The organism is Klugiella xanthotipulae, from assembly GCF_006716695.1.
Taxonomy (GTDB): Bacteria; Actinomycetota; Actinomycetes; order Actinomycetales; family Microbacteriaceae; genus Klugiella; species Klugiella xanthotipulae.
Genome location: NZ_VFPN01000003.1, coordinates 297,037 through 319,488, shown reverse-complemented (window position 1 = coordinate 319,488; position 22,452 = coordinate 297,037). Strand labels below are relative to the sequence as shown.

Below are 22,452 nucleotides of genomic sequence, written 5' to 3'. Positions count from 1 at the left end.
GTCAACACCCTGACACGTGACGATCACTACTGGGTTATTGCGGTTGCCGCAGATTTACGGCTCGTCAGAACCTGGTCGATCAACCCGTATTCGAGGGCTTCCTGAGCGCTCAGGATCTTGTCGCGGTCAATGTCTTTGTTGACCTGCTCAACACTGCGGTTGGAGTGCACGGACAGGGTCGCCTCCAGCCACTCACGCATACGGAGGATCTCGGCGGCCTGGATCTCGATATCGGAGGCCTGACCGTGACCTGCCTCACCAACTGCGGGCTGATGGATCAGCACGCGCGCGTTCGGCAGCGCGAGCCGCTTCCCGGGCTGGCCACCGGCCAGGAGAACCGCGGCGGCCGACGCTGCCTGGCCCAAGCAGACCGTCTGAATCTGCGGACGGATGTATTGCATCGTGTCGTAGATGGCCGTCATCGCGGTGAACGAGCCGCCGGGAGAGTTAATGTACATCACAATATCGCGGTCCGGGTCCTGGCTTTCAAGCACGAGGAGCTGAGCCATGACGTCATCGGCAGACGCGTCATCCACCTGCACGCCGAGGAAAATGATGCGGTCTTCGAAGAGCTTTGCATACGGATCCTGACGCTTGTATCCGTAAGCCGTACGCTCTTCGAAGCTGGGAAGAATATAGCGGGAACCGGGTGCCTGGAGACCAGAGAACGCCGTGCCGCCAACCTGTGGGATAGTCATCTGCTTGTTCCTTATCTCTCGCGACATTTAGTTCTCGTCCTGGACGGTTCCGCCGCCGCCAACCACATCGGTAGCCGACTCGCGGATGAAGTCAACAAAACCGTAGGCGAGGGCTTCCTGCGCAGTAAACCAGCGGTCACGGTCACCGTCCTCGTTGATCTGTTCAACACTTTTCCCCGTTTGCGACGCTGTAATCTCGGCCAGGCGGTTTTTCATTGAGACGATGAGCTGAGCCTGAGTCTGAATGTCGCTGGCTGTTCCACCAAAGCCACCGTGCGGCTGGTGCAGAAGCACGCGCGCGTTCGGGGTGATATACCGTTTGCCCTTGGTCCCGGCAGTGAGCAAGAATTGGCCCATTGAGGCAGCCATTCCGATACCCACCGTCACGATATCGTTCGGCACAAACTGCATGGTGTCATAGATAGCCATGCCTGCCGTGATCGAGCCACCGGGCGAGTTCACGTACAGGTAAATATCTGCCTTGGGGTCTTCCGCTGCCAGCAATAGGATCTTGGCACAAATCTCGTTGGCGTTTTCATCGCGCACCTCGGAGCCGAGCCAGATAATGCGGTCTTTCAGCAGTCGTTCGAACACACTGTTAGGCAGTGTTATTTCGCTCATAGAGGGCTCCATTTCGGTTGTGGGCTTGAGAAGAATCTATAGGGTTCAACGCCGCGAATCTGGCTAGTTCGCTCAGGGCAAACCCCGTGTCACCCGGGTTGCGCATAAACGTGTGGGGGTGCGAGTCGCTGACGCGAAACGCACCCCCACACGGGTGGCACTCAAAAATAGCCCGGAGCGGATTACTTCTTCTTGCTCGCAGCTGCCTTCTTCTGAGCTTTCGCGGGGGCAGCCTCATCTGCAACGATATCCTCGGCAGCAGGTGCGTCCTCGACGATCTCTTCGGTCTCGGCCCCCTCCTCGTTGCTGTGGTCAACGGCCGTGAACTCGGACAGGTCGATGAGGTTGCCCGAGGCGTCCTTCACAACAGCCTTGCCCAGAGCAATTGCGAGAGCTTTGTTACGGGCAACCTCGCCAACAATCACGGGGATCTGATTGTTCTGCTCAAGCGCCTGGATGAACTGCCCGGGCTCCATACCGTACTGGGAAGCCGAAGAGATGATGTACTGCGTGAGTTCACTCTGGGTGGCTTGGATGCTTTCTTGCTCCACAATCGCGTCAAGAAGCAGCTGGGTGCGGAGCGCCTTCTGGCTGGACTCAGTCACCTCAGCGCGGTGATCGTCATCCTCAAGCCTGTTCTCGCCTTCCAGGTGACGGTGTACCTCATCCTCAACAATTTCGGCAGAAACGGGGATATCTGCCTTCTCGAGCAGGAGGTCAACAAAAGCATCGCGTGCCTGACGACCCTGCGTGAAGACAGACTGCTGAGACACCTGCTCCTCCAGGCTCTTCTTGAGCTCTTCGATCGTGTCAAACTCGCTGGCGATCTGCGCGAAGTCGTCATCAGCCGGCGGAAGCTCACGTTCTTTGACTGCGGTGACGGATACCGTAATCTCAGCATCCTCCCCCTCGTGTTCCCCGCCCAGAAGGGTAGAGGAGAACGTGGTGCTCTCACCCGCGGTGAGTGAATCAACCGCCTCATCGATTCCAACGATCAATTCACCCGAACCCAGCTCGTAAGAAATACCCGTTGCGGAGTCAACCTCGTCATCGCCGATCTTGGCGACCAGGTCAAGCTGAACAAAATCGCCCGTCGTAGCGGGACGCTCCACCGTGACGAGAGTGCCGAAGCGTGAGCGCAACTCGTCAAGTTCGGCCTGCACGGCATCCTCGTCAATCACTGCGTCGTCAACGGTGAGTTCGAGTCCGGCGTATTCGGGGATGGTGAACTCGGGGCGAACCTCAACCTCGAAGGAAAGCGTCAGAGTTCCCGAGAGATCTTTAACATCCAGCCACTCGACAACGTCGGCCGAGGGACGCCCCATGGGGCGAACATCAGCACCGTCGAGGGCAATTCGGTAGAACTCATCAAGTGAATCATTCACCGCCTGCTCCACGACGGCACCTTTACCCACGCGCTGGTCAATAATGGCAGCAGGAACCTTGCCCTTGCGAAAACCGGGGATACTGATCTGCTCAGAAATCGTCTGGTATGCCTTGGCGATGTGGGGCTGAAGGTCATCTCCGGTAACCGCCACCAGCAGCTTGACGCGGGTGGGGTTCAGCTTCTCAACGGTAGTAGTAGGCACTTTATGTTCTTCCTTGGTTGATGACATTCGCGTCCTGAACGACGCGACTACAGACTCGTGTCGGGGCGACAGGATTCGAACCTGCGACCTCCCGCTCCCAAAGCGGGCGCTCTACCAAGCTGAGCTACGCCCCGGATCGCTATACAATCCGGACCCACACGGAAAATCCAACACTAAGATCGGTTCGCCCGAATGGCCTTCGCAAGTCTAACGGAGTTTACGGGCCGAGACGGACAGAAACGACATTTCTTGCTCCAAGCCCGAAAAGTTGGTAATTGCTCGTCCCCGGTGACAGGGCCCCAGAGCCCGGATTTTGCACCGAGAGTGCTTTTGTCATAGACTTTCGTCTCGCTGCGGTTTTACTGAGCGCGGCAAGCGGGGATGTAGCTTAATGGTAAAGCCTCAGTCTTCCAAACTGATTACGCGGGTTCGATTCCCGTCATCCCCTCCACGTACAACCCTTGATGTGTCACTATCTGTGCCTCTGCGCTGCGACCACAATCGAACGATATGATGCCGCCAATCCTGGTCCTGAGAGGATTGGGAGTAGTACCGAGCGAGAGCCACTCTCACCACATCTACCCCTCTGGAGAAGGCTTGTTCGATGTAGAACTGGCAAAGGGCCGGTGTCACAATGACACGACTCCTATCAACCGGCCTGAACTGGTCAATGGGCGCATCATCGGATCGCTCATTTTCAGATGGAACGGTTAGCGCGCGCACCTGTGTCGTCGTGCATTTCACCCCGACGCGCGACGACAAGGCAGAGGGATACGCGAAGCAGCCTGAGTAGCGTCGTTGGGCGCGAGCGGCCGCGAACGATCCCTATTGACCGCGGGCGATCACTACTCCAGTCCGGAGCCTGCTGCCGATGGGGCAACAGGTCTGTTCCGGTGTTCTTCGGTATGCACCAGGTACCCGGCGGCATTCTCCCGGAGTCCTTCCCGTTCCTCGGCGGTGAGCTCTCGGCGCACCTTGCCCGGGACGCCGGCTACAAGCGATCCGGGCGGCACAACCGTACCTGCCAGCACGAGTGCCCCGGCGGCGATGAGTGAGCCCGCACCGATCACTGCGCCGTTGAGAACGGTCGCATTCATTCCGATGAGGGCCCCGTCCTCGACCGTGGCCCCGTGCACAACCGCGTTGTGCCCCACCGAGACATTGCGACCCATCGAGAGAGGAAAGCCCGAGTCTACGTGCATCGCTACGCCATCCTGCACGTTGCTCCCCGCGCCAATGCGGATGTCCTCCCGCTCAGCCCGAAGAGTGGCGTTATACCAGATACTCGACCCGGCTTCCAGGATGACTCGGCCGACAACAACAGCACCAGGGGCTACCCAAGCGGAGTCGTGGATGCGGGGGCAAGCTCCGTCACCCAGGTCAATAATTCGGGCGTCACTGTCAGCAGCCACAGGGGATCTCCGCTCGTCGATGAGGTATGTAAGCCCATCCTAGGGGCTGGGGACTTAGCCGCGGCGTGCTCGGAGGAGCCTCAACTTGCTTGCAGAATATGCTCAGCCCGGTAGCGTTGTACACAACTATCGACGAAAAGGACAGCAAAACCATGACGACAATCAAGCCCGCCACAACTTCCGCCGTAACTAACCCCGATGTTGCTGCCGGCGTAGCCCAGTTTCTCGGCCCCGTCGTCGTTGATCTTCAGGCCCTCGCCATCAACGGCAAGCAGGCACACTGGCACGTACGCGGAGCAAACTTTGTGGGTGTTCACGAGCTCCTTGACACTATCGTGACGAACGCTCAAGGTTTTGCTGACCTGGCAGCCGAGCGCATCATTGCTCTGGGGCTCCCTGTTGATGCCCGCCTCGCCACGGTGGCCGCTCAGACCACCACTGGAACCCTCAGCGAAGGCTTCCAGCAGTCCCCCGTCATTATCCGTGAGTTTATTGCGCAAATGGACGCAGCCATCGCCGCCACGAACACGGCCGTTGCTGAACTAGACGACATTGACCTCGTTAGCCAAGATATCGCCATCGCCATTGCGCAGGGACTCGACAAAGACCGCTGGTTCCTGTTTTCCCACATCAGCGAGTAACGATCGCTCCAGGCACAACCCGGTGCCGCGTCTCACCCCTCGGGTGGTGCGCGGCACCACCCTGTGTGCAGCGCACGGGTACGGAAGAGGCTAAGCCCACCCGAGGAGAGCTCGCCCGCCTGCCGCCAGGGCACCCGCTGCAATCACCACCACAATAAAAGGAACCCTCAGCGCGTAGAGCGTCCCAGCCAGTAGCAGCGCCGGAAACCGAGCATCAAGAGTGAGGTTCTGCCCCACCGCCAACGTCTGCACGGCGACAAGCGCTGCAAGCAGCCCTACCGTGAGTGTATTGGCCGACCGGGCGATACCCGGTGACTCCACAACCGACGCTGGAACGTAGTACCCAGCCACCTTCAGCGTCAGGCAGAGCGCTGAAGCGATCAAGACGATATGCCAGAGAGTCACGCCGAACCTCTCCCCGTGTGCCGTGTAGGGTCCAGGACGTTGACCGCACCCAGGATGAGGGCAACGCTGCCCGCGGCGAGCACCGGGAGACCCGGCGACAGTACAGGGGTGAGCGCCGCAGCGATAACTGCTGCTGCCGCCGCCGCAGCGATAACCTGTCTGTTCCTCAAGCGTGGCCAGAGTAAGCCCAGAAACGCGGCGGCAGCAACCGCATCCAGACCGAAGACACGCGTGTCACCGAGTGAGTTCCCAATCAAAGCTCCGATCACAGTCGTGATATTCCAGCCCACAAATACCCCCAGTCCGGTCAGCCAGAACCCACGACGCTGGAGGGTCGGCGCGTCTTGTGATAGCGCCACAGCCGAACTCTCATCAATTGTCAACCATCCGGCCCAGAGCCGACGAAAACCTGTCAGCCCCAAAACGGGACCCAACTGGATGGCGTAGAAGGCATTGCGTGTGCCCAGGAGGACAGAACTACCAATTGCACCTGCAGCGGCGTCCACCCCGCCCGTGGCGATGACGCCCACGAGGGCAAACTGGGACCCTCCGGTAAACATCAGCAGGCTGAGGAGAGAGGTCTGCCAGATCGTGAGGCCTGCAGAAACTGCGAGAGCGCCGTAGGAGATTCCGTAGGCGGCCGTTGCGAGCGAAACGGCAATGGCCATCCGGGCCACGCGAGCGCGGGCAGAAACGTCCTCGGCGGTGGGGGCCTCCGCGGTCACGGCATCACGACTCCTTGAGAGAGGAACGGCGTACGAGATCTCTGCGACGCACCGATCAACCATAGCGGATGAGACCCGAGCATCCGTACGCATGCGGGAACCAGCGACTGTAGTCGTGGCCCGGCATGCGATCAGCTCGACAAAAGCCCCTTCTCCGTCAGCCAGTCCTGGGCAAGAGCGGCAGGCGCCGCCTTCTCATCGCCCTGGTTGCGCGCGTTCAGGTCGATAAGGTCCTCGGTAGTGAGCTGTGCCGACACATTGTTGAGAGTCTTGACCACAAGATCTGACGCGCTGTCTGAATTGATGAGGGGCAAGACGTTCTGCGGCAGGATCAAGTTTTTTGGATCAGCCAGGGTTACAAATTTATTTTCCGCGATTGCCGGCGTCGTGCTGAAGATGTCGGCCACCTGCACAGTACCGTCAATAAGCGCTGAAACAGTGAGTGGCCCACCGCTGTCGTTGATCGGCGAGAAGGTCATCAGATTGGCCTTCACCCCGTAGACATCGGTCAAGCCTCGGGGACCGTAAGGACGCTCGGCCAGCTCGGGGTTTCCCGCCACAACAAACGTCTCGTCAAGGTTTGCCAGGTCAGACAGCGTGTTGAGAGTGTGCTTTTCAGCAAACTCGGCCGTGACGTTGTAGGAGTCCTTATCTTCGGCTGCGGCGCGCTCAAGCACACGAAATCCGTCCGGCAGCGCGGAGCTGAGGGCGTCAAAAACCTCATCACTTGACCGTGCTGTGCTGTCGGCGGCGTAGTACTGCAAGAGGTTACCGCTGTACTCGGGGATCAGGTCGATTGAGCCATCCTGAAGAGCGGCTAAATAGACATCCCGTTGACCAATGTTCAGCTGCTTTGACACCGTAACGCCCTGAGCTTCAAGGGCCTGCGCGTAGATCTCGGCGATGATCTCGGATTCGGCAAAACCGGCCGAACCCACCACGATCGTGTCGGAGGGAGCGTCAGACGAGCCGCCTGACGCGAGTGGATCGATCGACCCGCATGCGCTCACAGATAGAAGGACTCCTGCGGTCAGAGCCACGGCGGCAGGGAATCGAAATCGCCCCACTGGTGATGATGATACAAACATGAGTATTCCTTTTCTCGGGTAGGTGGGGGTACGTAAATTAACGGAGGATTTCGGCGTGATCCTGCCCTGATCGAGCGACTCTAACACCGCGGGGGGTCACAATCCGCTGGATCAGGGCAAAAACGGCGTCACTCACGAGAGCCAACACAATCACTAGGATTGCACCGGCAAGCATTTGTGGATAGTCCCGCACCGGTAATCCATCAAAGATAAAACGTCCTAGGCCGCCGAGCGGCACAAAAGCAGCAACGGTTGCGGTGGCCACCACCTGGAGAAATGCTGATCGGAATCCACCCACCAACAGGGGTAAGGCAAGTGGGACCTCAACCCTGGTGAGAATCTGCCACTCTGTCATCCCGACGGCGCGTGCGGCCCCGCTCGCAGCAGGGTCTACCGACTCCACCCCCGCATAGGCACCGGCGAGGAGCGGCGGAATCGCTAACACGGTGAGGGCGAGGAGAGGCGCGAGTAGGCCCAGGCCCAAAAGCAAAGCCAGGAGGGTCACCAAGCCCAGGGTAGGAAGAGCACGAAGCGCCCCGGTGAGCCAGATGACAAGCGCCCGACCTCTGCCCGTGTGGCCGATAAAAAGGCCGAGCGGGGTCGCAATGACAGCCGCACACAGCACGCTGAGACCCGAATAGAAAAGATGCTCCCCCAGGCGAGCCCAGACACCGGTGGGTCCGCTCAGGTGTGCCGGGGTGAAGATCCAGAGGATAGAGTCCCAGAGATAGTTCATGAGCGAGCCGGCCGCATCCAGGGAGTACACCAGCGACCGCCCAGGACGATGAGCAGATCAAGGAGGCCAGCGATGAGGATCGTGCCTCCGATGCCCACCATGATCTCAGTGGGAAAATCGCGCTGAAACCCGCTCGTAAAGAGGTCACCGAGGCTTGAGACCCCGATCAACGATCCAACGCTCACGAGACTCACGGTGCTGGCCGAAACCACACGCAAACCCGCAACCACAATCGGGAGGGCGAGGGGCAACTCCACACGAGTGACCCGTTGCAATGGCGAGAATCCGACGGCCAGCGAAGATTGCCGCACCTCAGGGGACACGGAATCAAATGCCTCTGTCACTGTGCGCAGAAGTAAGGCAACCGCGTACAGGGTGAGCGCAATCACGACGTTGATCGGGTCAAGAATCTTGGTGCCGATCAGGACCGGGAGGATAACGAAAAGGGGCAGCGAAGGGATCGTATAGAGTAGCCCGCTGACTGTCAACAGCGCCCCGCGCGACCAACGGTATCGGTGAGCGAGCCAGCCGAGGGGTAACGAGAACACGAGCCCCAGCACAATCGGGGGGAGGCTGAGCGCAAAATGATCACGGGTGAGCCGCCAAATGTTCTCGGCGTTAGCGAAGATCCATTCCACCGGACGGCACCTCCTTCAACAGGCCAGCTGGAGTGCCGTGCTCATCAAGCACAACCGTGCGTCCATTGAGGACCCTCGTATGCAGGGTGCGCTTGGCTCGATCGGCTCCGATAAAACTCGCGACAAAGTCATCGGCGGGCGCACTCATAATGTCGGCGGGGCTTCCGCTCTGGGCGATGTGGCCACCCTCCCTCAGGATCACCACCTGATCACCCAGTTGGAAGGCTTCCTCGATATCGTGTGTCACAAACACAATGGTCTTGGCCAGATCACGCTGGATGCGCTGAAGCTCATTCTGCAACTCGGTACGCACGAGGGGATCGACAGCCCCAAACGGTTCATCCATCAAGAGAATATTTGGGTTGGCGGCCAACCCCCGAGCCACACCCACCCGCTGCTGCTGCCCGCCAGAGAGTTGGCTTGGATAGCGGAGGGCTAGCGCCTGATCCAGCCCCACCGTATCAAGCAACTCGCGTGCGCGCTGCCGGGCTACTTTCTTGGTGTCGCCGTTCAGAAGCGGAACCGTCGCAACGTTGTCAAGCACCGTTCGGTGCGGCAGCAGCCCCGAGTTTTGCATAACATAGCCGATCCGGCGACGCAAAGCCACGGGATTCAGGGTAGAGATGTCCTCGTCGTCAATACGGATAGTGCCACTTGTGGCATCCACCATGCGGTTGATCATCCGTAAAATGGTGGTTTTACCACAGCCCGATGACCCCACAATGACGGTAGTGGTGCGGGAGGAGATCTCTAAGCTCAGGCTTTCTACGGCGGTAGTACCATCCGTGAAAGACTTAGTAACGGAGTCAAACGTGATCATGCGAGGTGGCTCCTTTGATCATTCACCGATCATCAATACTCTCATGTGACCACCACTTCCTGGCCAGTAAATACGCTCACAGGGAACAGGGCATGGCGCTCCCCGGTCACGTCAGAACCCTGGTATCAGGACGATTTGCTCCGTATGCTGAGTAAATGAGCATCGATTTTGCCCGCATCCCCCACAGCGCTGCCGCCGTGGACAACCTCGCAACCTCCGGACTCCGCCTCAGTCTCATCCCCAAGGAAGACACCCTCGGCCGTGCCGCCTGGCTTCAGGCTGATGCACAAGGCTTCCACGAAGCAGAGCATTCTCCAGCGAAAGTAACTGAGCTACTCGAAGCGTGCGCACCACACCGGGTAACCGGCGTCTGGGACGACTCGGCTGAGCGAGCCGGGCTGCCCATCGCCACGGCGCGTTCGTGGCCAATGGCTCTGAGCGTTCCCGGAGCCACCCCCGTTACTGCCTGGGCAATCAGCTCGGTCACCGTCGCACCGACCCATCGACGTCGCGGCATCGCCCGCACTCTCCTGACATCTGAACTCCTAACCGCCAGGGAAGCCGGATGCTCAATCGCAATGCTTACCGTTACTGAGGCGACCATCTACGGTCGATACGGCTTTGGCCCCGCTGCCTGGGCAGCGCGGTGGGAGATCGCCACCGCCGGGGCGAACTGGGTTGGCTCGCGCCCGGCCGGTCGGGTGCAGTTCATCACGGCAGAGTCTGCCCTACGTTCCGGTCCAGAAGTGTATGAGAGAGCACGGGCAGCCACTCCCGGCGAAGTTGAGCTCAGCCCCTACTGGTGGAAGGTTCTCCTCGGGCTCAACTCCGCTTCGACCGATGAAGCTGCCAACAGCACGGTTCGGGCGGTGCGCTATGACGATGAGGATGGTGTTGCCCAGGGTATCGCTTTTTACACAGTGACGGCGGATGAACAGGTCATGGCGAACGGCACCCTAACGTTGAAATTCCTTGTGTCCGCAACCGACGACGCCTACGCAGCCCTCTGGCAGTTCCTGATCGAAATTGACCTGGTCTGCACCATCAACGCCCCCCTGCGGGCGGTGGACGAGCCTCTTCCCTGGCAACTGCGCGACGGGCGCGCCGCCCACAAGGTCGGCGAGCGCGACCATCTGTGGCTACGTATTATTGATGTCCCCGCGACGCTTACCGCACGCCGCTACAGCCACCCGGATGAGTTCCTCCTCACTATCACCGACACGCTTGGCCTCGCAAACGGTAATGTGCTTCTGACCATCGCAGAGGACGGATCAGCAACCACATGTGCCCACACGGGTGCTGTCCCCCACGGGGCCGCGCATCTCACTCTCACGATCGCCGACCTGGGGTCGCTCTATCTGGGCGGTGTCAACGCCGAAACCCTCGCCTCGGCCGGGCGGCTGTGGGAGCACACACCCCACGCGGCGGCACGGCTGGAACGCAGCTTTCACTCAACGGTGACGCCGCGAACCGGGAGTTGGTTTTAGTCGCGCCCGAAAGAACGACCGACTGCCCTAGAGTCGATATATGGATTCCTCCAGCACCGTACGCGTTGACAGCTGGCTGTGGGCCGTACGCGCCACAAAAACTCGCTCCCAAGCTACCTCCGCCTGCCGCGCCGGACACGTGCGAGTGGGCGATGTCCGGGTAAAGGCCGCGCATACCGTGCGCGTGGGTGACACCGTACGGATTCGGGCTAACGGGTTTGACCGTATCCTGGAGGTCACCCGGCTCATCACCAAGCGGGTGGGGGCCGAGGTCGCCGCGACCTGCTACCTCGATCACACTCCGGCACCGCTCACCGCTGAAAACGTTCCCGGGCTGCCCCGCCGCGACCGTGGCGCGGGTCGCCCGACCAAACGTGAGCGTCGCGACCTCGAAAAACTCCGAGGCCGCGATACCGACGACGGTCTTTTCACCACGGACAATACGTAAACGAGCGATAACAGATAAGGATTAATATGACCTCCCCCACACCTACCGCCGCCACGGACCAACCCCGGTACTCCATCATGGCCATCATGGCATTGGTCGTGGGAGTCGGTGCCGCTGCGCTCTTCGCCCTGGAGCCCTGGGGACTTGTAGTCGGAGCTGTGGCCATCATTCTGGGGGTGCTGTCACGACGAGAACTTCAGACCACGCCATCGCTTCGAGGCGTTGCCCCCTCGGTGCTCGGGTGCGCCTTGGGGGGCCTGGTCGTCATCGTTCAGGGGCTCCCCTGGGCTCTGCTCCTCATATCGGAGATCATTTATTTTCTGAGCCACCTGGGCGGCTAGCTGTAGTTCCTGAGTTACCACCTCGGTACCCCTCGCTCACCAGTGGACCGGGTCTTGAGCCGCTACCAAATGCCGTTACTCCATCACCTGGATCAGGCCACGGGACTCCCCCTGAGACAGAGTAAACCTCTCAGCTCCGAACAGGTGTTCCCGGAAGGTATCCAGAGGGTTCTTGCCAACAGGACCGCAGCCACGAAGATGTGAGGGCCAGCCGAAAACGGGTCATCCGAATCGCGGTGTGTGAGTGCAGGGTCACGGTCATCTTCACAAATGTACCGGCAGCAGCCAGTTAGCGGCGAAGGGTCTGCGGGCCGGTATCGGTAACCGGCATGACTTCTGGTTCCATGGTGTGTTTGGATGTGTCAGTGGCCCGCCCGGTGCCCGCAGCAATAGGCTGCCTCTCATCTCGACCTCGGGTGAGCGCAGCGATCGTAAGGTCAAGAAAAATACCCAGGATGATAGCGCCGACAATCGCCAAGACCGCGCCGAGCATTGGGTTACTACCCAGCCAGGCCCCTGCGAGAAGCCCAATCATCGTTGAGTACAGCGACCAGCATGCGGCCGCAATCAGAGTGAGGAGGAGGAACCGGCGGCGCGAAAACCGGGTAGCTCCCGCTGTCATATTCACGGCAACCCGGCCAACAGGGATGAAACGAGCTGTCAAGATAAGCGTAGCCGCCCGGCGCTCAAGGCCCCGCTGAGCCCAGGTCACCGCTGCGGCGATACGTGGACGGCGCATCCAGGCGATTCGATCGACCCCGATGAGTCGCCCCAGCGTGTAGGCGGCATGATCACCCAGCACAGCTCCCACAGCCGCAGCGATCATTATTAACCATATATTGGGCGAACCGCTCGCGGCCGCGAGCGCCGCCAGCCCGACGACAACCGACTCGCTCGGAACAGGTGGAAAGAATCCGTCTATGGCTACGAGGAGCAGCACCACGAGAGGTAGCCACGGGGAGGCGACAAACGATGCGACAACGTCGTTGACAAACTCCATCTACAGTCCTTTCATCGGCGATATACCCACACAGTAGGTGCCAAGCACCTCGGATGCGTCATACCCGAGTATGAGAACGCCCCTCCCCAGGCGGAAAAATTCGGAGAGAGGTTCAGAGGTCATAAAGGAACCCCGGCCGTATCGCTTGTTAGGGGTTAAGCGATAGAGCCGGGGTTCTATATGCTCCGAAGAGCCAGTAACACGATTGTGCTACTGATGCTCAGCGGCGCCATTGCCGCGAGCTGTCTCCGGCTACCACTAGCCGGAGAGTTTTTGGTTGAACAGGGCCGGGAAGGTGTTCTCTGTGGACAGTGTTACCCACGACATCCCCCCTACCGATCATATGTGTTACCCCGGAGGACCTTCCCCACGTTGTACGCCGAGACACTCTCTCGAGGATCACCGACACACCCTGCGGTGTCCCTTCCCGGTGACTGAAAGCTACGCTACGCGACTGGGATACCCCGGGGAAGTCATGACCCCTACTTTCACCCGGCTATATCACCCGCTCGCAGAAAGGACGCAGGAACCGTCATCTAGCGGAAGAGTCCCAGCTTCGAAGCGAGAGCGAGGGCCTCGTCCCGGTCGCTCACGCCCAGCTTCTTGTAGACACTTCGCAGCTGAGACTTGACCGTGTTAACGGACACATAGAGTTGATCCGCAATATCGGCGTTGGTTGCCACATGTTGCGAAATGCGCAAGACCTGAAGTTCCCGCTCCGTGAGCGAGGTGTTCAGCAACGCTTGGGGCATAAAGTGGGCCATTGTTGCCAGCTCGCTCATATATTCCCGGAGGGCAGCCCCGCCTCGCTCCCGGGCAACAGCGTGCAAATCGGCGAAGTCTTCGTGTGAGATGCACGTAAAAATAAACCGCAGGCGTCCTTTCGATCCCGGGAGGATGGCTTTGCTGAGGTATCCGACCGCCAGATCACGCGACCCGCTTCGCAGTGCGGCTGTCGCACGCATGAGCCAGAATGCAACCTGTATTCGCGGGGTGTAGATGGGGCGGTTGAGCGCCATATCGAGCGCCCGGATGGCAGCGTCCTGATCTGATACCACGAGTGAGTACAGGGCACGGGACATCGCGCTGAGCGAGTCGTTCTGTACGAGCCGATCCACGTAGAACTTTGCCTCGGCGACACGACCGGAACAGAGGTTAACCGTCGTACCGACAAAAGACGAGAACGAGTCGAGGTAGTTAGCGCCCCAATAGTCGGCTCTCCGGCGACGATACTCCTCGAAAACATCGGCCGCGTAGTTTGCTTGGCCTGCCGAAATAAGTGCAAAGATATGCGTGCCGGTCACAAAACCCCAGCGTTGGGGCTGGGCGAGCGATTGCACCCCCGCAGTAGCTTCCACGAGTGCGCTGTCGGCGTCTCCGCTGTCCAGATAGCCCCAGGCGCGACCCACGTGATACAGGGCACTGGTGATCTGCTGCGAGACATTGTGTTCGGGTACCGTTGCCGCCGCGTTGGCTCGTCCCTCCTCGCTGAGGATGTCCGGGTTACCAAAGAGCTCAGAGAGCGCAAACAGCCCGGTCAGGGCATCACGAACCACGATGCCCTGGGGATCTCCGTGGGCAGAGGCCAATTCAAACATTTCTTCGGCTTCCTCAAATGCCTCTAACTGGAGCATCGTATGGGCGAGGCTGAGTGAGTTCGAGGCTAAGATTTCTTCCTGATCGACATCGACCGTTGCGAGGTCTCGCGCAATTTCTCGGCCCCTCAGCGCGAAATCTCGAGCAAGGTCGCTGTGTCCCAAAAGCGCATTGACCGTTGCCTGTCCGGCCAAATCGCTGAGCCGTTCTCCTGGGTCTGAGGAGTGTTGATGGGCAAGAGCCACGAGATAACGGCGCATGAATGATTCCCCCTGGGCTGTCAACCCCGACTCTGCTACCCGGTAGAACCCGTTGAGGAGGAGCAGGGAGGGCCATCGGTTGAGGTCATCATTAGCTACCGCAAGAAGAGCATCGACCGTTTCCCGGTTGGCCCGAGTGAGAAGTTCACGAAAATAGCGACGAGCGATCGAACTAGCCGCGGCAAAGTCTTTCATGGTGAGGTACTGAACGAGGGCCGGGTGCGGCATACGATGGTTCAGATACCATTCTGCGACGATTCGACGCTGTCCCAGGATGTACTCCGTGCCTTCGCGAACACCCGCTGCACGTTGCAGTCGAGTCCAGATGTAGTCGCGCCACACAAACTCCAGCTCACCAAGTGCGTTGTTGGTCTCCCATGTGCCCATATTATTGTCCCGAAGACGCACCAGGTGACGCCCGATCTCCTGGACCCCACACAGCAGACGGGCGAGATCGACCGTGAATCTGCGTGCGACGGATAGGCTGTTCACAAATCCGAGGAAGTTATCGGAGGAGGAAAACTGAGGGGTTGAGTCGGCGACCAACCGGTGCGTGATGATCGCCAACCGGTCAAAATCGACACCTGGCCAGGGCCCCGGCCCTGGCCAGGCCAGGTATTGATCCATCGCGAAGAGAACACTCATGGGATGCGGAGAGGTGTCCCGAATGAGCTGTTCCACAATCTGGTCAGCGGCTTCACCCGCCCCGCCCCGTTGCAGAAGCGTACGCATCTCAGCAACGGTCATAATGAGCTGATCTTCCGTAATCCGAGAGACCACGATGGATGCATTCTGCGCCGCATCCGCAACCAGCTGATCGTCCATGGTCGTCACGATGAGGTAGAGTCCGTGGCAGGCGGAAAGCAGCGCAACCAGATCGGCTACGATTTCCGGTTGCTCAGCCCATTGGAAGTTGTCGAGGATGACGGTCAGCAGCCGATCTCCCTCATTCACGGCTTGCGCGAGCGCGTCAATTAGGTCATCGGGCATCTGGCCTCGTTCCACACGGTTCAGCATCGACCCCGCGGCGGGAACCCCGGCACCGCTCAGTTCCTCAAGAAGGAAGGCCCAGAACCCCGATCTCGTTCCGTGGCTCTGGTCCAGAGTGCACCACACGAGTGATTCGTCCTCGGTGTTTGTTGACTCACGAGCATCAACCCACTGTCGCACCACGGTTGTTTTACCCGCCCCCACAACTCCGCACACGGTCGTCAGTGGAGCACGACGATCCAGGCTTTCCAGTAGCCGGTGCCGGGACACCCACAGCGTAGCGAGTTCGCTGCGTGCCAGTAACGATTCGACCGTTACGGAAACCCCTAGTGCTTGTGTGTTCATCGCGTGTACTCCCCCATCAGCCGCCTCCCCGCGCAGCACGATACCGATGATTGTTTACCCGACGAGATGGAGGCTGCTTAAGCGTAGGGTGGCTGACAACAGAAACGCAAGCACCAGTCAGGAGGGTCACCCCCTAGCGGTGAACATTGACACCCTCAGGAGGATCGGTCACCTTCCTCGCCGGAAACCGGAACGGGGCACTCACCGTTGGCCATAGGTGACGTCGGTGACGTACACACAACACCAGAGCAATCACCGCGTAAAGGGCGGATACCGCGTAGCGTGCTTCCTGTCCCGTGACGATAAATGTTACGGCAAAAAGCACGAACAGACCTGCGGCCCAGCGTCCCGAGAAACGGAGTGTGAGCAGGATACTGATGCCCAGAACCGTCTGTGCCGCGGTCAGGACAAACTCTTCCACCTGCCTCGCATCCATGGGAAGAGCCCAGCCGCCGCCGCCCACCAGGTGGGCGATAGGGAGCGAGCCCACGAGGGCCGTCCACTGGTTGACCTTACTGGCCAGTAACATCCCGATGGCCATAGCCGATTTGCCGCGCAGCGCAAAGATGATGGCGATGACGAACTCGGGCGCCTCGGAGGCGAGCGGGGCAAGCCATTGAACGAGCAAAAAATCGTCGATTCCGAGCGCCTGACCGCCCTCGACCAGGCTCGTCGCGAAGGACTCTGCGAGGAGTAGAATCACCGCCGCCGAGAGGATAAATATGAGGAGGATAGTGGCGCGGCGCGACCGTGTTTCCAAGGTCCCGATGGAACGGGCTACTCCAACCAGATCGGGCTCCTCAGTTTCCCCCTGCGACACCCGGTAAAGGTAATACGTAAAGATGAGGAGCAGAATCACGCCCAGAAAGACATGAATCTGTCCAGTGAGCGGAATGATGAGGGTCAGCGTCGAAGCGATCAGAAGGAGGCCCAACTCAACCCGGCCATCACCCGGCAGGCGGATTGCAAACGGCCGAGACTCAATATCAATATCGAGCGTAGCATTGCGTTTTTGAGCGGCACGATACGCGAGGTACGACACGAGAAGAATAACCGGCCAGCCAAACCCCAGAAGGAGACGGTTAGATCCCGTCATATTGGCAGCGGCATAGGCGGCCTGAGAAGGGTCAGACCCCGCCGTGAACGCGAAGTAGAGGTCAACCGCGTACTCGGGCAGAATTGCGATAATCGCTAGGAGCCCCACCGTCAGGCCACCGGAGATGTCAACCTCTGCCGCCTCACCAGCCCAGGCCAGGGCAAACGCGGCGGCGACAATGGCCGCACCAAAGGCCAGCATCCCGAGCAGCGGGGAAATATCGGCACCCAAAAGGCGCAGAATAATTCCGGGAAGAGCAATCAGAACAACAACGCCCAGTGGGATAACCAGACGACGGAGAGAATTCGTGGAGGGTGCTGACACGGGGAACGGCCTTTCGACAGGTTTGACCGTCGCACACCGCAGGGGTGGAAAAAGCTTCGGTCAAAAGCGCTATTGACCGAAGGTCTCGCTCGCCCCGGAGAACCGGGGTGGGATGCCGGGCCGGTCACCGAGACCGGCCAGTATGTCGACATCGCCGCCGCCTGTGCGCACACAGACATCAGTGGGAACTACTCCCCTTCGATAGGAGTAATTGTGGCAGACCGATCACGCCACACCCCTTCGCAGCACAAAACTCTCAGGATTTTGGGTGCACGAACATCCTGATTCCGCAACCCGATTAGCAGTGTTGGGGTTAACGGCCACAGCGGCAGAGACGACAGAAAAGCGCAACGGTATTATTATCATTCTCAAGACCAGTATCATTTATTCATGGCCGGTTATGAGCTTCTCCTGCACCCCATCCGATTTCGTATCGTTCAAGAGTTCTTAGCCGGGGGCGAACTTACCACCGACCAGGTACATTCCCGCCTGGACGGCGTGCCGTTATCGAGCCTGTACCGACACATCAGCGAGCTTCTCAAGAACGATATCCTCCACGTTGTTCGGGAGCGTGCGGTGCGCGGCACCACCGAGAAGACCTACGAGTTAGCCCCCGAGAGCGTAAAGCTCACCGCAGCTCACCTCAGCACGATGTCTCCCGACGACCTGCTCGGCGCGTTCACCATGTTTCTCTCCGGAATAATTGCCGACTTTGACCGTTACGTCCACCGGCCGGAGGCCAATATTCTTGCCGATGGCGTCGGGTTCTCACAGGTGGCCTTCTACGCCACCGCCGAACAGTTTCAGGAACTCACCATGACCCTCAAGTCAAGTATTGAGCGCCTGCTCCCCCAGGGTCCCGGCCCGGACCGTGAGCGGCGTACCTTGACAACAGTATTCTTGCCTGACCCCGGCGGCGACGAGAAGTGATACCTCGCGCCCGATCCTAGGGATGCCGTGATAACCAGGTGAATCAATAATTGTTCCACCCGCCTCAGGAGCCTCACACAGCACACGCGTGCCAGCACCGCCACCGAGCGTGGGCTCCGCGAGCGCTCGCCCTCTCGACGAATAACGGGCTTCGCGCTCAGCATCCCAGTTGGCAGCAATCTGTCGGCACTGTGCGTACTGTTCCGGGGCAACGACAACGATCAGACGGTGATCGTGGTCACTGTACTGCACCAGAATATTGATGCCCGCGTCCGCAAGCCTGAGTGCGAAGGTTCCGAGCTGCCCAGGGACCTCCTGGTCGAGTCGAAGCGTCACCACGTCATGAACCCTCACCGGGCCTATCCCCTGTGCGACAAGAGCGGCTCGACCCCGTTCGGCATCATCCACAAGAAAGTGGGCAATAGCCTGACCATCGCGAGAAAACACGCCCCCGCCCTCCAGGCTCACTCCGGCCGCACCCAGCGTCCGCCCCAGCTCCGCAAGCGATCCGGGTGAGTGCCGCAGAATAACCTCGATGTCACGGAATGACTCACGAGCGCTCATGCGTCGAGAACCGTAACATCGAGCTCAATATCACTGTTTAACGAGTTAGCAATGTAGCACCCGCGATGGGCAAGGTGCACCAACCGGATGACCTCGTCACGGTCTGTCCCAGGGGTGACGCGTAGAACGGGGCGGAGGAGGATGCTCGAAATACGGGCTGGCAGTACCGAATCATCCATAAACCCCTCTCCGGTATCGGTATAACTCAATACATCAATTTTGTGCTGCGCAGCAACGGCGAGAAAGGACAGCAGCTGACAGGAGCTAGCAGCGGCCACAACAAGCTGCTCCGGGTTGAGACGGGTGGGGTCTCCCCGGAACGCGGGGTCAGCACTGAGCATAAGTGTTGTCTCAGCGGGTTCGGCGGTGGCCCTGTGGGCTCGGGAGTAAGCGCGGATGCCCAGCCCGGTTGAGCCCTCCCAGGTCAGCGATGCAGAGTATGTGTGTCTTGTCATAACACCACGCTACGGGCGGAACGTTTCGGGATTCACCGAAACGTGAGCGTGCGGGGCAGACTGATCCCGACCCGCAAGATCTAATCCGGGTGCAGGTCACGTGACATCCGCGACAAGAATAAGCCGCCACGAAGCCAGCTACCAGCACCCGGTCGGATAATCGGGCTTATTGGCAACATCGTTAACGCAAAAAGGCCCGGAGGGTGGAGCCTCCAGGCCTTCGCTCCCTGAGTTGGACTCGAACCAACAACCTGCCGGTTAACAGCCGGCTGCTCTGCCAATTGAGCTATCAGGGAATGCTGTTCGGTGAGATTCTCACCGGCAACAAGATACTACTCTAGCAAACGTTTTAGCATTCGTTGACCACTTTGCTAATCTGTTGACAATTCGTCGTAGGCGGTTGCCCTGAGTGCGTCCGCTAAACGACGAACATACCCGTGATCTGCTGCGGAAAACACGTCCTCAATGGTTCCCCGACCCACAAGCGAACCCTCCTGCAGAACAATGAGTTCTTCGACTAGATGTTCAAGGACGGCGATGTCATGACTCACCAGGAGCAGTGTCATCTCGTTTTTTTCGCGGAAGTGCGCCAAAAGGTTAATAATTCGCGGGCGATTAGCCACATCGACCCCAAGGGTCGGCTCATCGGCCACCAAAATCTTCGGCTGCATCACCATTGCGCGCATCACCGCAATACGCTGTCGCTGACCTTTGCTGAGTTCATGCGGATAATTGTTGAGCATCGTGAGAGGAAGCGCAAGCAGATCCATCATCTCGGCAATCACCAAGCCGACCGCTTTGCGGTCAAATTTCTTGGTGCGTTCCACGATGGGCTCCAAAATCACATCGGCCACCGTGCGATCAGGAGGTAGAGTGGCCCCGGCGGACTGACTGAGAAAGCCGATGTCTGCGGTAAGCTGATTCCGTTTTTTCTTGGAAAGCTTCACCACGTCTTCACCCAGAACGGTAGCAACACCGCTGTTCACGATCGGGGACACTCGACTATTGCCCTCATCAGCCCGAGCAGCCAAGACCCTCGCCAGAGTTGATTTACCCGAGCCGCTCTCGCCCAGAAGACCGTACACGCTCCCCCGCGGCACCGAAAAGCTCACGCCCTCAACGGCCTGGTGCTCAGCGCTTCCGCCGTGTGCCGGATAGTAGATGGAGAGGTCGGAGACGACAATCTCGTCGTTCTCGCGGGCAAGACGCTCGACCATAAATCTATTAACCTCCGGGAATGCTTGGCACCCGGTCGGGTGGCACATTCACTTTAGCCCATGTCAAACATCCCCCTTGACCCCAGGTCATTTCGCGAGTATTTCGCACGCGTGCGCGAGGCTACATCTGAGCTGCGCGCAGTCGCCGCCGCGCCGCCTCTAACTCAACCAATTGTCTCTGAACCCGCCGGTAGGGCTCACCCGTGCTATCACCCAGACGCTGGAGTTGTCCCACCAACTCGGCCTTGAAGGAGAGCATGTCACGCTCAATGAGGCTCGTCACCACGTCGTTGACATAACGCCCCAGCCCCGCCTGTGAACGTTCTGGGATGGGAGCGACCGCCAACTCACGCACGAGATCCTGAAAGGGGCCGGGAGCATCATTAATAACGTCGGCCAACCAGGCCGATGACTCCTCCGCCGGTAGATGTGCGGCAATCGCGTCACGCACAACTCCGAGAGAGGCATTAGCCAAACTCACCCGCACACCCTGGGCAAGTAGCTCACTCGTAATTAGCGTGGGATACTGCAGCATCGCCATCACCGCGTCACGCTCCAGGCGTGTCACCGGGTCGCGGGGAAGGGTCGTGATGCTGGCCCGCGACCCGGCGGATAGATCACGGTCCCCCACGCCCGGTTCTCCTTCCGGCCTGCTCGCCGAGGGCGGTGCCGCCGACTGCCGCGACTGCCGACCAGCCGCACGTACGGCAGCTTCAACCTCGCGCGCATCGGCACCGAGCATCCTGGCAAGTTCCCGCGTGTAGCCGGGCCGGAGTGAGACGTCACGAATATCAGACACAATCGGTGCGGCCGCCCGAAGAGCACCCACACGCCCCTCAACCGTATCGAGGTTGAAGCTGTTGATCGCCTGCCGCATCGCAAACTCGAACATGGGCTTCTTCTGGTCCATGAGCGCTACAACCGCCTCATTACCGTGCGCGAGACGCAGGTCGCAGGGATCAAGGCCTTCCGGCGCAACCGCCACAAATGTCTGAGCGCTGAATCGCTTCTCCTCACTGAACGCACGGAGGGCAGCCTTTTGTCCAGCAGCATCCGGATCAAACGTGAAAATAACCTCCCCCTGGCCCGTATCGTCGCCCATGATACGCCGGATAACTTTGATGTGCTCAACCCCAAAAGCCGTACCACAGGTGGCAACGGCTGTGGTCACACCGGCCATGTGGCAGGCCATAACATCCGTGTAGCCCTCAACAACAACCACACGGTGGCTGCGCGAGATATCGCGCTTAGCCAGGTCCAAGCCGTAGAGCACCTGAGATTTGCGATACACGGCAGTCTCGGGAGTATTCAGGTATTTAGGACCCTTATCATCCTCCAGCAGGCGGCGCGCACCGAAGCCCAGCACCTGGCCGCTCGTGTCACGAATCGGCCACATCAGTCGGCCGCGAAACCGGTCGTACACACCCCGGTCTCCCTGCGAGACAAGACCGGCCCCTACGATCTCCTGCTCGGTAAACCCCCGCGACCGCAGGTATTTGAGCAGCGCATCCCAACTTTTCGGGGCAAAACCCACGCCAAATAGTTGGGCAGATGCGGCATCAAAACCGCGCTCTCCTAGGAACGCTCGACCGATGGCCGCCTCGGGTAGCCCCAATTGCTCCGCAAAAAACTCGGCCGCCGCCTGGTTTGCCCGCAGTAGACGGGCGCGGTTAATTCCATCGCCCGCCTCGGAACCCTCCTCATAGTGCAACTGGTACCCAACGCTACCGGCGAGCCGCTCAACGGCCTCCGTGAAGGTCACATGGTCCATACGCTGAAGAAAGGTGATCGCGTCGCCACTCTCGCCACAGCCGAAACAGTGGTAGTAGCCGAGCGCCGGGCGCACATGAAAGCTTGGACTGCGCTCATCGTGGAAGGGACACAGCCCCTTCAGCGACCCTACACCGGCCGGTTTGAGGGCCACATGGTCGCTCACAATGTCAGCCAGATTGATCCGAGACTTCACCTCTTCGATGTCACTCTGTCGGATTAGTCCAGCCATGCGCACAGTTTAGTCGAGAGGATG

22 protein-coding genes and 3 tRNA genes are annotated in these 22,452 nt (G+C 59.6%); 6 read left to right on the top strand and 19 right to left on the bottom strand.

What is annotated here, in order from left to right:
• Positions 1–26: 26 nt before the first annotated feature.
• The 4 genes from FB466_RS10910 to FB466_RS10895 form a co-directional block, all read right to left on the bottom strand.
• Positions 27–698, bottom strand: coding sequence for an ATP-dependent Clp protease proteolytic subunit (locus FB466_RS10910; protein ID WP_141918430.1), 672 nt, complete (start codon positions 696–698; stop codon positions 27–29).
• Positions 699–725: 27 nt separating this feature from the next.
• Positions 726–1,319 carry an ATP-dependent Clp protease proteolytic subunit gene (locus tag FB466_RS10905; RefSeq protein ID WP_141918429.1) on the bottom strand — a complete coding sequence of 198 codons (594 nt, stop codon included), beginning with the start codon at positions 1,317–1,319 and terminating at the stop codon, positions 726–728.
• Between the two features lie 182 nt (positions 1,320–1,501).
• Complete coding sequence (gene tig / locus FB466_RS10900) at positions 1,502–2,908, bottom strand: trigger factor (RefSeq protein WP_170206109.1); 1,407 nt, start codon at positions 2,906–2,908, stop codon at positions 1,502–1,504.
• Between the two features lie 60 nt (positions 2,909–2,968).
• Positions 2,969–3,042, bottom strand: a tRNA-Pro gene (locus tag FB466_RS10895).
• A gap of 243 nt (positions 3,043–3,285) precedes the next feature.
• Between FB466_RS10895 and FB466_RS10890 the strand changes: the two genes are divergently transcribed.
• Positions 3,286–3,359 (top strand) — tRNA-Gly (locus FB466_RS10890).
• A gap of 394 nt (positions 3,360–3,753) precedes the next feature.
• On the opposite strand, the gene FB466_RS10885 is transcribed toward FB466_RS10890, so the two are convergent.
• Entirely contained in the window at positions 3,754–4,320 is a 567-nt protein-coding gene (locus FB466_RS10885) for a gamma carbonic anhydrase family protein (protein ID WP_211344813.1), read from the bottom strand.
• Between the two features lie 152 nt (positions 4,321–4,472).
• On the opposite strand from FB466_RS10885, the gene FB466_RS10880 reads away from it, so the two are divergent.
• Positions 4,473–4,961 carry a Dps family protein gene (locus FB466_RS10880; protein ID WP_141918427.1) on the top strand — a complete coding sequence of 163 codons (489 nt, stop codon included), beginning with the start codon at positions 4,473–4,475 and terminating at the stop codon, positions 4,959–4,961.
• A gap of 90 nt (positions 4,962–5,051) precedes the next feature.
• Here the strand turns inward: FB466_RS10880 and FB466_RS10875 are convergent, their stop codons facing one another.
• The 6 genes from FB466_RS10875 to FB466_RS10850 form a co-directional block, all read right to left on the bottom strand.
• On the bottom strand, positions 5,052–5,366 hold the full coding sequence (locus FB466_RS10875) for an AzlD domain-containing protein (protein ID WP_141918426.1): 315 nt from the start codon (positions 5,364–5,366) through the stop codon (positions 5,052–5,054).
• A complete protein-coding gene (locus FB466_RS10870; RefSeq protein ID WP_246054635.1) occupies positions 5,363–6,091 on the bottom strand; it encodes an AzlC family ABC transporter permease in 729 nt (242 codons plus the stop codon). The genes FB466_RS10875 and FB466_RS10870 overlap by 4 nt, the downstream gene beginning before the upstream one ends.
• A 131-nt stretch (positions 6,092–6,222) precedes the next feature.
• On the bottom strand, positions 6,223–7,131 hold the full coding sequence (locus FB466_RS10865; RefSeq protein WP_342777457.1) for an ABC transporter substrate-binding protein: 909 nt from the start codon (positions 7,129–7,131) through the stop codon (positions 6,223–6,225).
• An 85-nt stretch (positions 7,132–7,216) separates the two neighbouring features.
• On the bottom strand, positions 7,217–7,915 hold the full coding sequence (locus FB466_RS10860) for an ABC transporter permease (protein ID WP_141918424.1): 699 nt from the start codon (positions 7,913–7,915) through the stop codon (positions 7,217–7,219).
• Positions 7,912–8,553 carry an ABC transporter permease gene (locus FB466_RS10855; RefSeq protein WP_141918423.1) on the bottom strand — a complete coding sequence of 214 codons (642 nt, stop codon included), beginning with the start codon at positions 8,551–8,553 and terminating at the stop codon, positions 7,912–7,914. The genes FB466_RS10860 and FB466_RS10855 overlap by 4 nt, the downstream gene beginning before the upstream one ends.
• Positions 8,534–9,373, bottom strand: coding sequence for an ABC transporter ATP-binding protein (locus tag FB466_RS10850; protein WP_141918422.1), 840 nt, complete (start codon positions 9,371–9,373; stop codon positions 8,534–8,536). Before FB466_RS10850 ends, FB466_RS10855 begins: the two co-directional genes overlap by 20 nt.
• Positions 9,374–9,528: 155 nt before the next feature.
• Here FB466_RS10850 and FB466_RS10845 point away from each other — a divergent pair, with 155 nt between their 5' ends.
• From FB466_RS10845 to FB466_RS10835, 3 genes are read left to right on the top strand one after another with little or no spacing between them, the layout of a single operon-like run.
• Complete coding sequence (locus FB466_RS10845; RefSeq protein WP_141918421.1) at positions 9,529–10,860, top strand: GNAT family N-acetyltransferase; 1,332 nt, start codon at positions 9,529–9,531, stop codon at positions 10,858–10,860.
• Positions 10,861–10,900: 40 nt separating this feature from the next.
• Complete coding sequence (locus tag FB466_RS10840) at positions 10,901–11,308, top strand: RNA-binding S4 domain-containing protein (protein ID WP_141918420.1); 408 nt, start codon at positions 10,901–10,903, stop codon at positions 11,306–11,308.
• A gap of 26 nt (positions 11,309–11,334) precedes the next feature.
• Positions 11,335–11,649 carry a hypothetical protein gene (locus FB466_RS10835; RefSeq protein WP_141918419.1) on the top strand — a complete coding sequence of 105 codons (315 nt, stop codon included), beginning with the start codon at positions 11,335–11,337 and terminating at the stop codon, positions 11,647–11,649.
• Between the two features lie 289 nt (positions 11,650–11,938).
• Here FB466_RS10835 and FB466_RS10825 read toward each other — a convergent pair whose 3' ends face one another.
• The 3 genes from FB466_RS10825 to FB466_RS10815 form a co-directional block, all read right to left on the bottom strand.
• Complete coding sequence (locus FB466_RS10825) at positions 11,939–12,649, bottom strand: DedA family protein (RefSeq protein WP_141918418.1); 711 nt, start codon at positions 12,647–12,649, stop codon at positions 11,939–11,941.
• Positions 12,650–13,185: 536 nt separating this feature from the next.
• Positions 13,186–15,840 (bottom strand): LuxR C-terminal-related transcriptional regulator, encoded by a 2,655-nt coding sequence (locus FB466_RS10820; RefSeq protein ID WP_141918417.1) that lies wholly within the window; start codon positions 15,838–15,840, stop codon positions 13,186–13,188.
• Positions 15,841–15,973: 133 nt separating this feature from the next.
• The gene (locus FB466_RS10815; RefSeq protein WP_246054634.1) at positions 15,974–17,260 is read right to left on the bottom strand and encodes a sodium:proton exchanger; all 1,287 of its coding nucleotides are present in this window, start codon (positions 17,258–17,260) and stop codon (positions 15,974–15,976) included.
• Positions 17,261–17,650: 390 nt separating this feature from the next.
• On the opposite strand from FB466_RS10815, the gene FB466_RS10810 reads away from it, so the two are divergent.
• The gene (locus FB466_RS10810) at positions 17,651–18,190 is read left to right on the top strand and encodes a helix-turn-helix domain-containing protein (protein WP_141918416.1); all 540 of its coding nucleotides are present in this window, start codon (positions 17,651–17,653) and stop codon (positions 18,188–18,190) included.
• Here FB466_RS10810 and FB466_RS13645 read toward each other — a convergent pair.
• The 5 genes from FB466_RS13645 to dnaG all read right to left on the bottom strand — a co-directional run bounded on the left by FB466_RS13645 (position 18,089) and on the right by dnaG (position 22,428).
• Positions 18,089–18,754, bottom strand: a complete 666-nt coding sequence (locus FB466_RS13645; protein ID WP_211344812.1) for a hypothetical protein — start codon at positions 18,752–18,754, stop codon at positions 18,089–18,091. The two genes, FB466_RS10810 and FB466_RS13645, sit on opposite strands and share 102 nt — an antisense overlap.
• Complete coding sequence (locus tag FB466_RS10800; protein ID WP_141918415.1) at positions 18,751–19,209, bottom strand: OsmC family protein; 459 nt, start codon at positions 19,207–19,209, stop codon at positions 18,751–18,753. Before FB466_RS10800 ends, FB466_RS13645 begins: the two co-directional genes overlap by 4 nt.
• Before the next feature lie 223 nt (positions 19,210–19,432).
• A tRNA-Asn gene (locus FB466_RS10795) sits at positions 19,433–19,505 on the bottom strand.
• Between the two features lie 75 nt (positions 19,506–19,580).
• Positions 19,581–20,426 carry an ABC transporter ATP-binding protein gene (locus tag FB466_RS10790; RefSeq protein WP_141918414.1) on the bottom strand — a complete coding sequence of 282 codons (846 nt, stop codon included), beginning with the start codon at positions 20,424–20,426 and terminating at the stop codon, positions 19,581–19,583.
• A 121-nt stretch (positions 20,427–20,547) separates the two neighbouring features.
• Positions 20,548–22,428, bottom strand: coding sequence for a DNA primase (gene dnaG / locus FB466_RS10785; RefSeq protein ID WP_141918413.1), 1,881 nt, complete (start codon positions 22,426–22,428; stop codon positions 20,548–20,550).
• Positions 22,429–22,452: the final 24 nt, after the last annotated feature.

Bases quoted from the DNA above. Each gene is read 5' to 3' on its own strand.
- FB466_RS10910 (WP_141918430.1), bottom strand. From the start codon at position 698: ATGACTATCCCACAGGTTGGCGGCACGGCGTTCTCTGGTCTCCAGGCA.
- FB466_RS10905 (WP_141918429.1), bottom strand. From the start codon at position 1,319: ATGAGCGAAATAACACTGCCTAACAGTGTGTTCGAACGACTGCTGAAA.
- FB466_RS10880 (WP_141918427.1), top strand. From the start codon at position 4,473: ATGACGACAATCAAGCCCGCCACAACTTCCGCCGTAACTAACCCCGAT.
- FB466_RS10860 (WP_141918424.1), bottom strand. From the start codon at position 7,915: ATGAACTATCTCTGGGACTCTATCCTCTGGATCTTCACCCCGGCACAC.
- FB466_RS10850 (WP_141918422.1), bottom strand. From the start codon at position 9,373: ATGATCACGTTTGACTCCGTTACTAAGTCTTTCACGGATGGTACTACC.
- FB466_RS10845 (WP_141918421.1), top strand. From the start codon at position 9,529: ATGAGCATCGATTTTGCCCGCATCCCCCACAGCGCTGCCGCCGTGGAC.
- FB466_RS10840 (WP_141918420.1), top strand. From the start codon at position 10,901: ATGGATTCCTCCAGCACCGTACGCGTTGACAGCTGGCTGTGGGCCGTA.
- FB466_RS10835 (WP_141918419.1), top strand. From the start codon at position 11,335: ATGACCTCCCCCACACCTACCGCCGCCACGGACCAACCCCGGTACTCC.
- FB466_RS10825 (WP_141918418.1), bottom strand. From the start codon at position 12,649: ATGGAGTTTGTCAACGACGTTGTCGCATCGTTTGTCGCCTCCCCGTGG.
- FB466_RS10820 (WP_141918417.1), bottom strand. From the start codon at position 15,840: ATGAACACACAAGCACTAGGGGTTTCCGTAACGGTCGAATCGTTACTG.
- FB466_RS10810 (WP_141918416.1), top strand. From the start codon at position 17,651: ATGGCCGGTTATGAGCTTCTCCTGCACCCCATCCGATTTCGTATCGTT.
- FB466_RS13645 (WP_211344812.1), bottom strand. From the start codon at position 18,754: ATGAGCGCTCGTGAGTCATTCCGTGACATCGAGGTTATTCTGCGGCAC.
- FB466_RS10800 (WP_141918415.1), bottom strand. From the start codon at position 19,209: ATGACAAGACACACATACTCTGCATCGCTGACCTGGGAGGGCTCAACC.
- FB466_RS10790 (WP_141918414.1), bottom strand. From the start codon at position 20,426: ATGGTCGAGCGTCTTGCCCGCGAGAACGACGAGATTGTCGTCTCCGAC.
- dnaG (WP_141918413.1), bottom strand. From the start codon at position 22,428: ATGGCTGGACTAATCCGACAGAGTGACATCGAAGAGGTGAAGTCTCGG.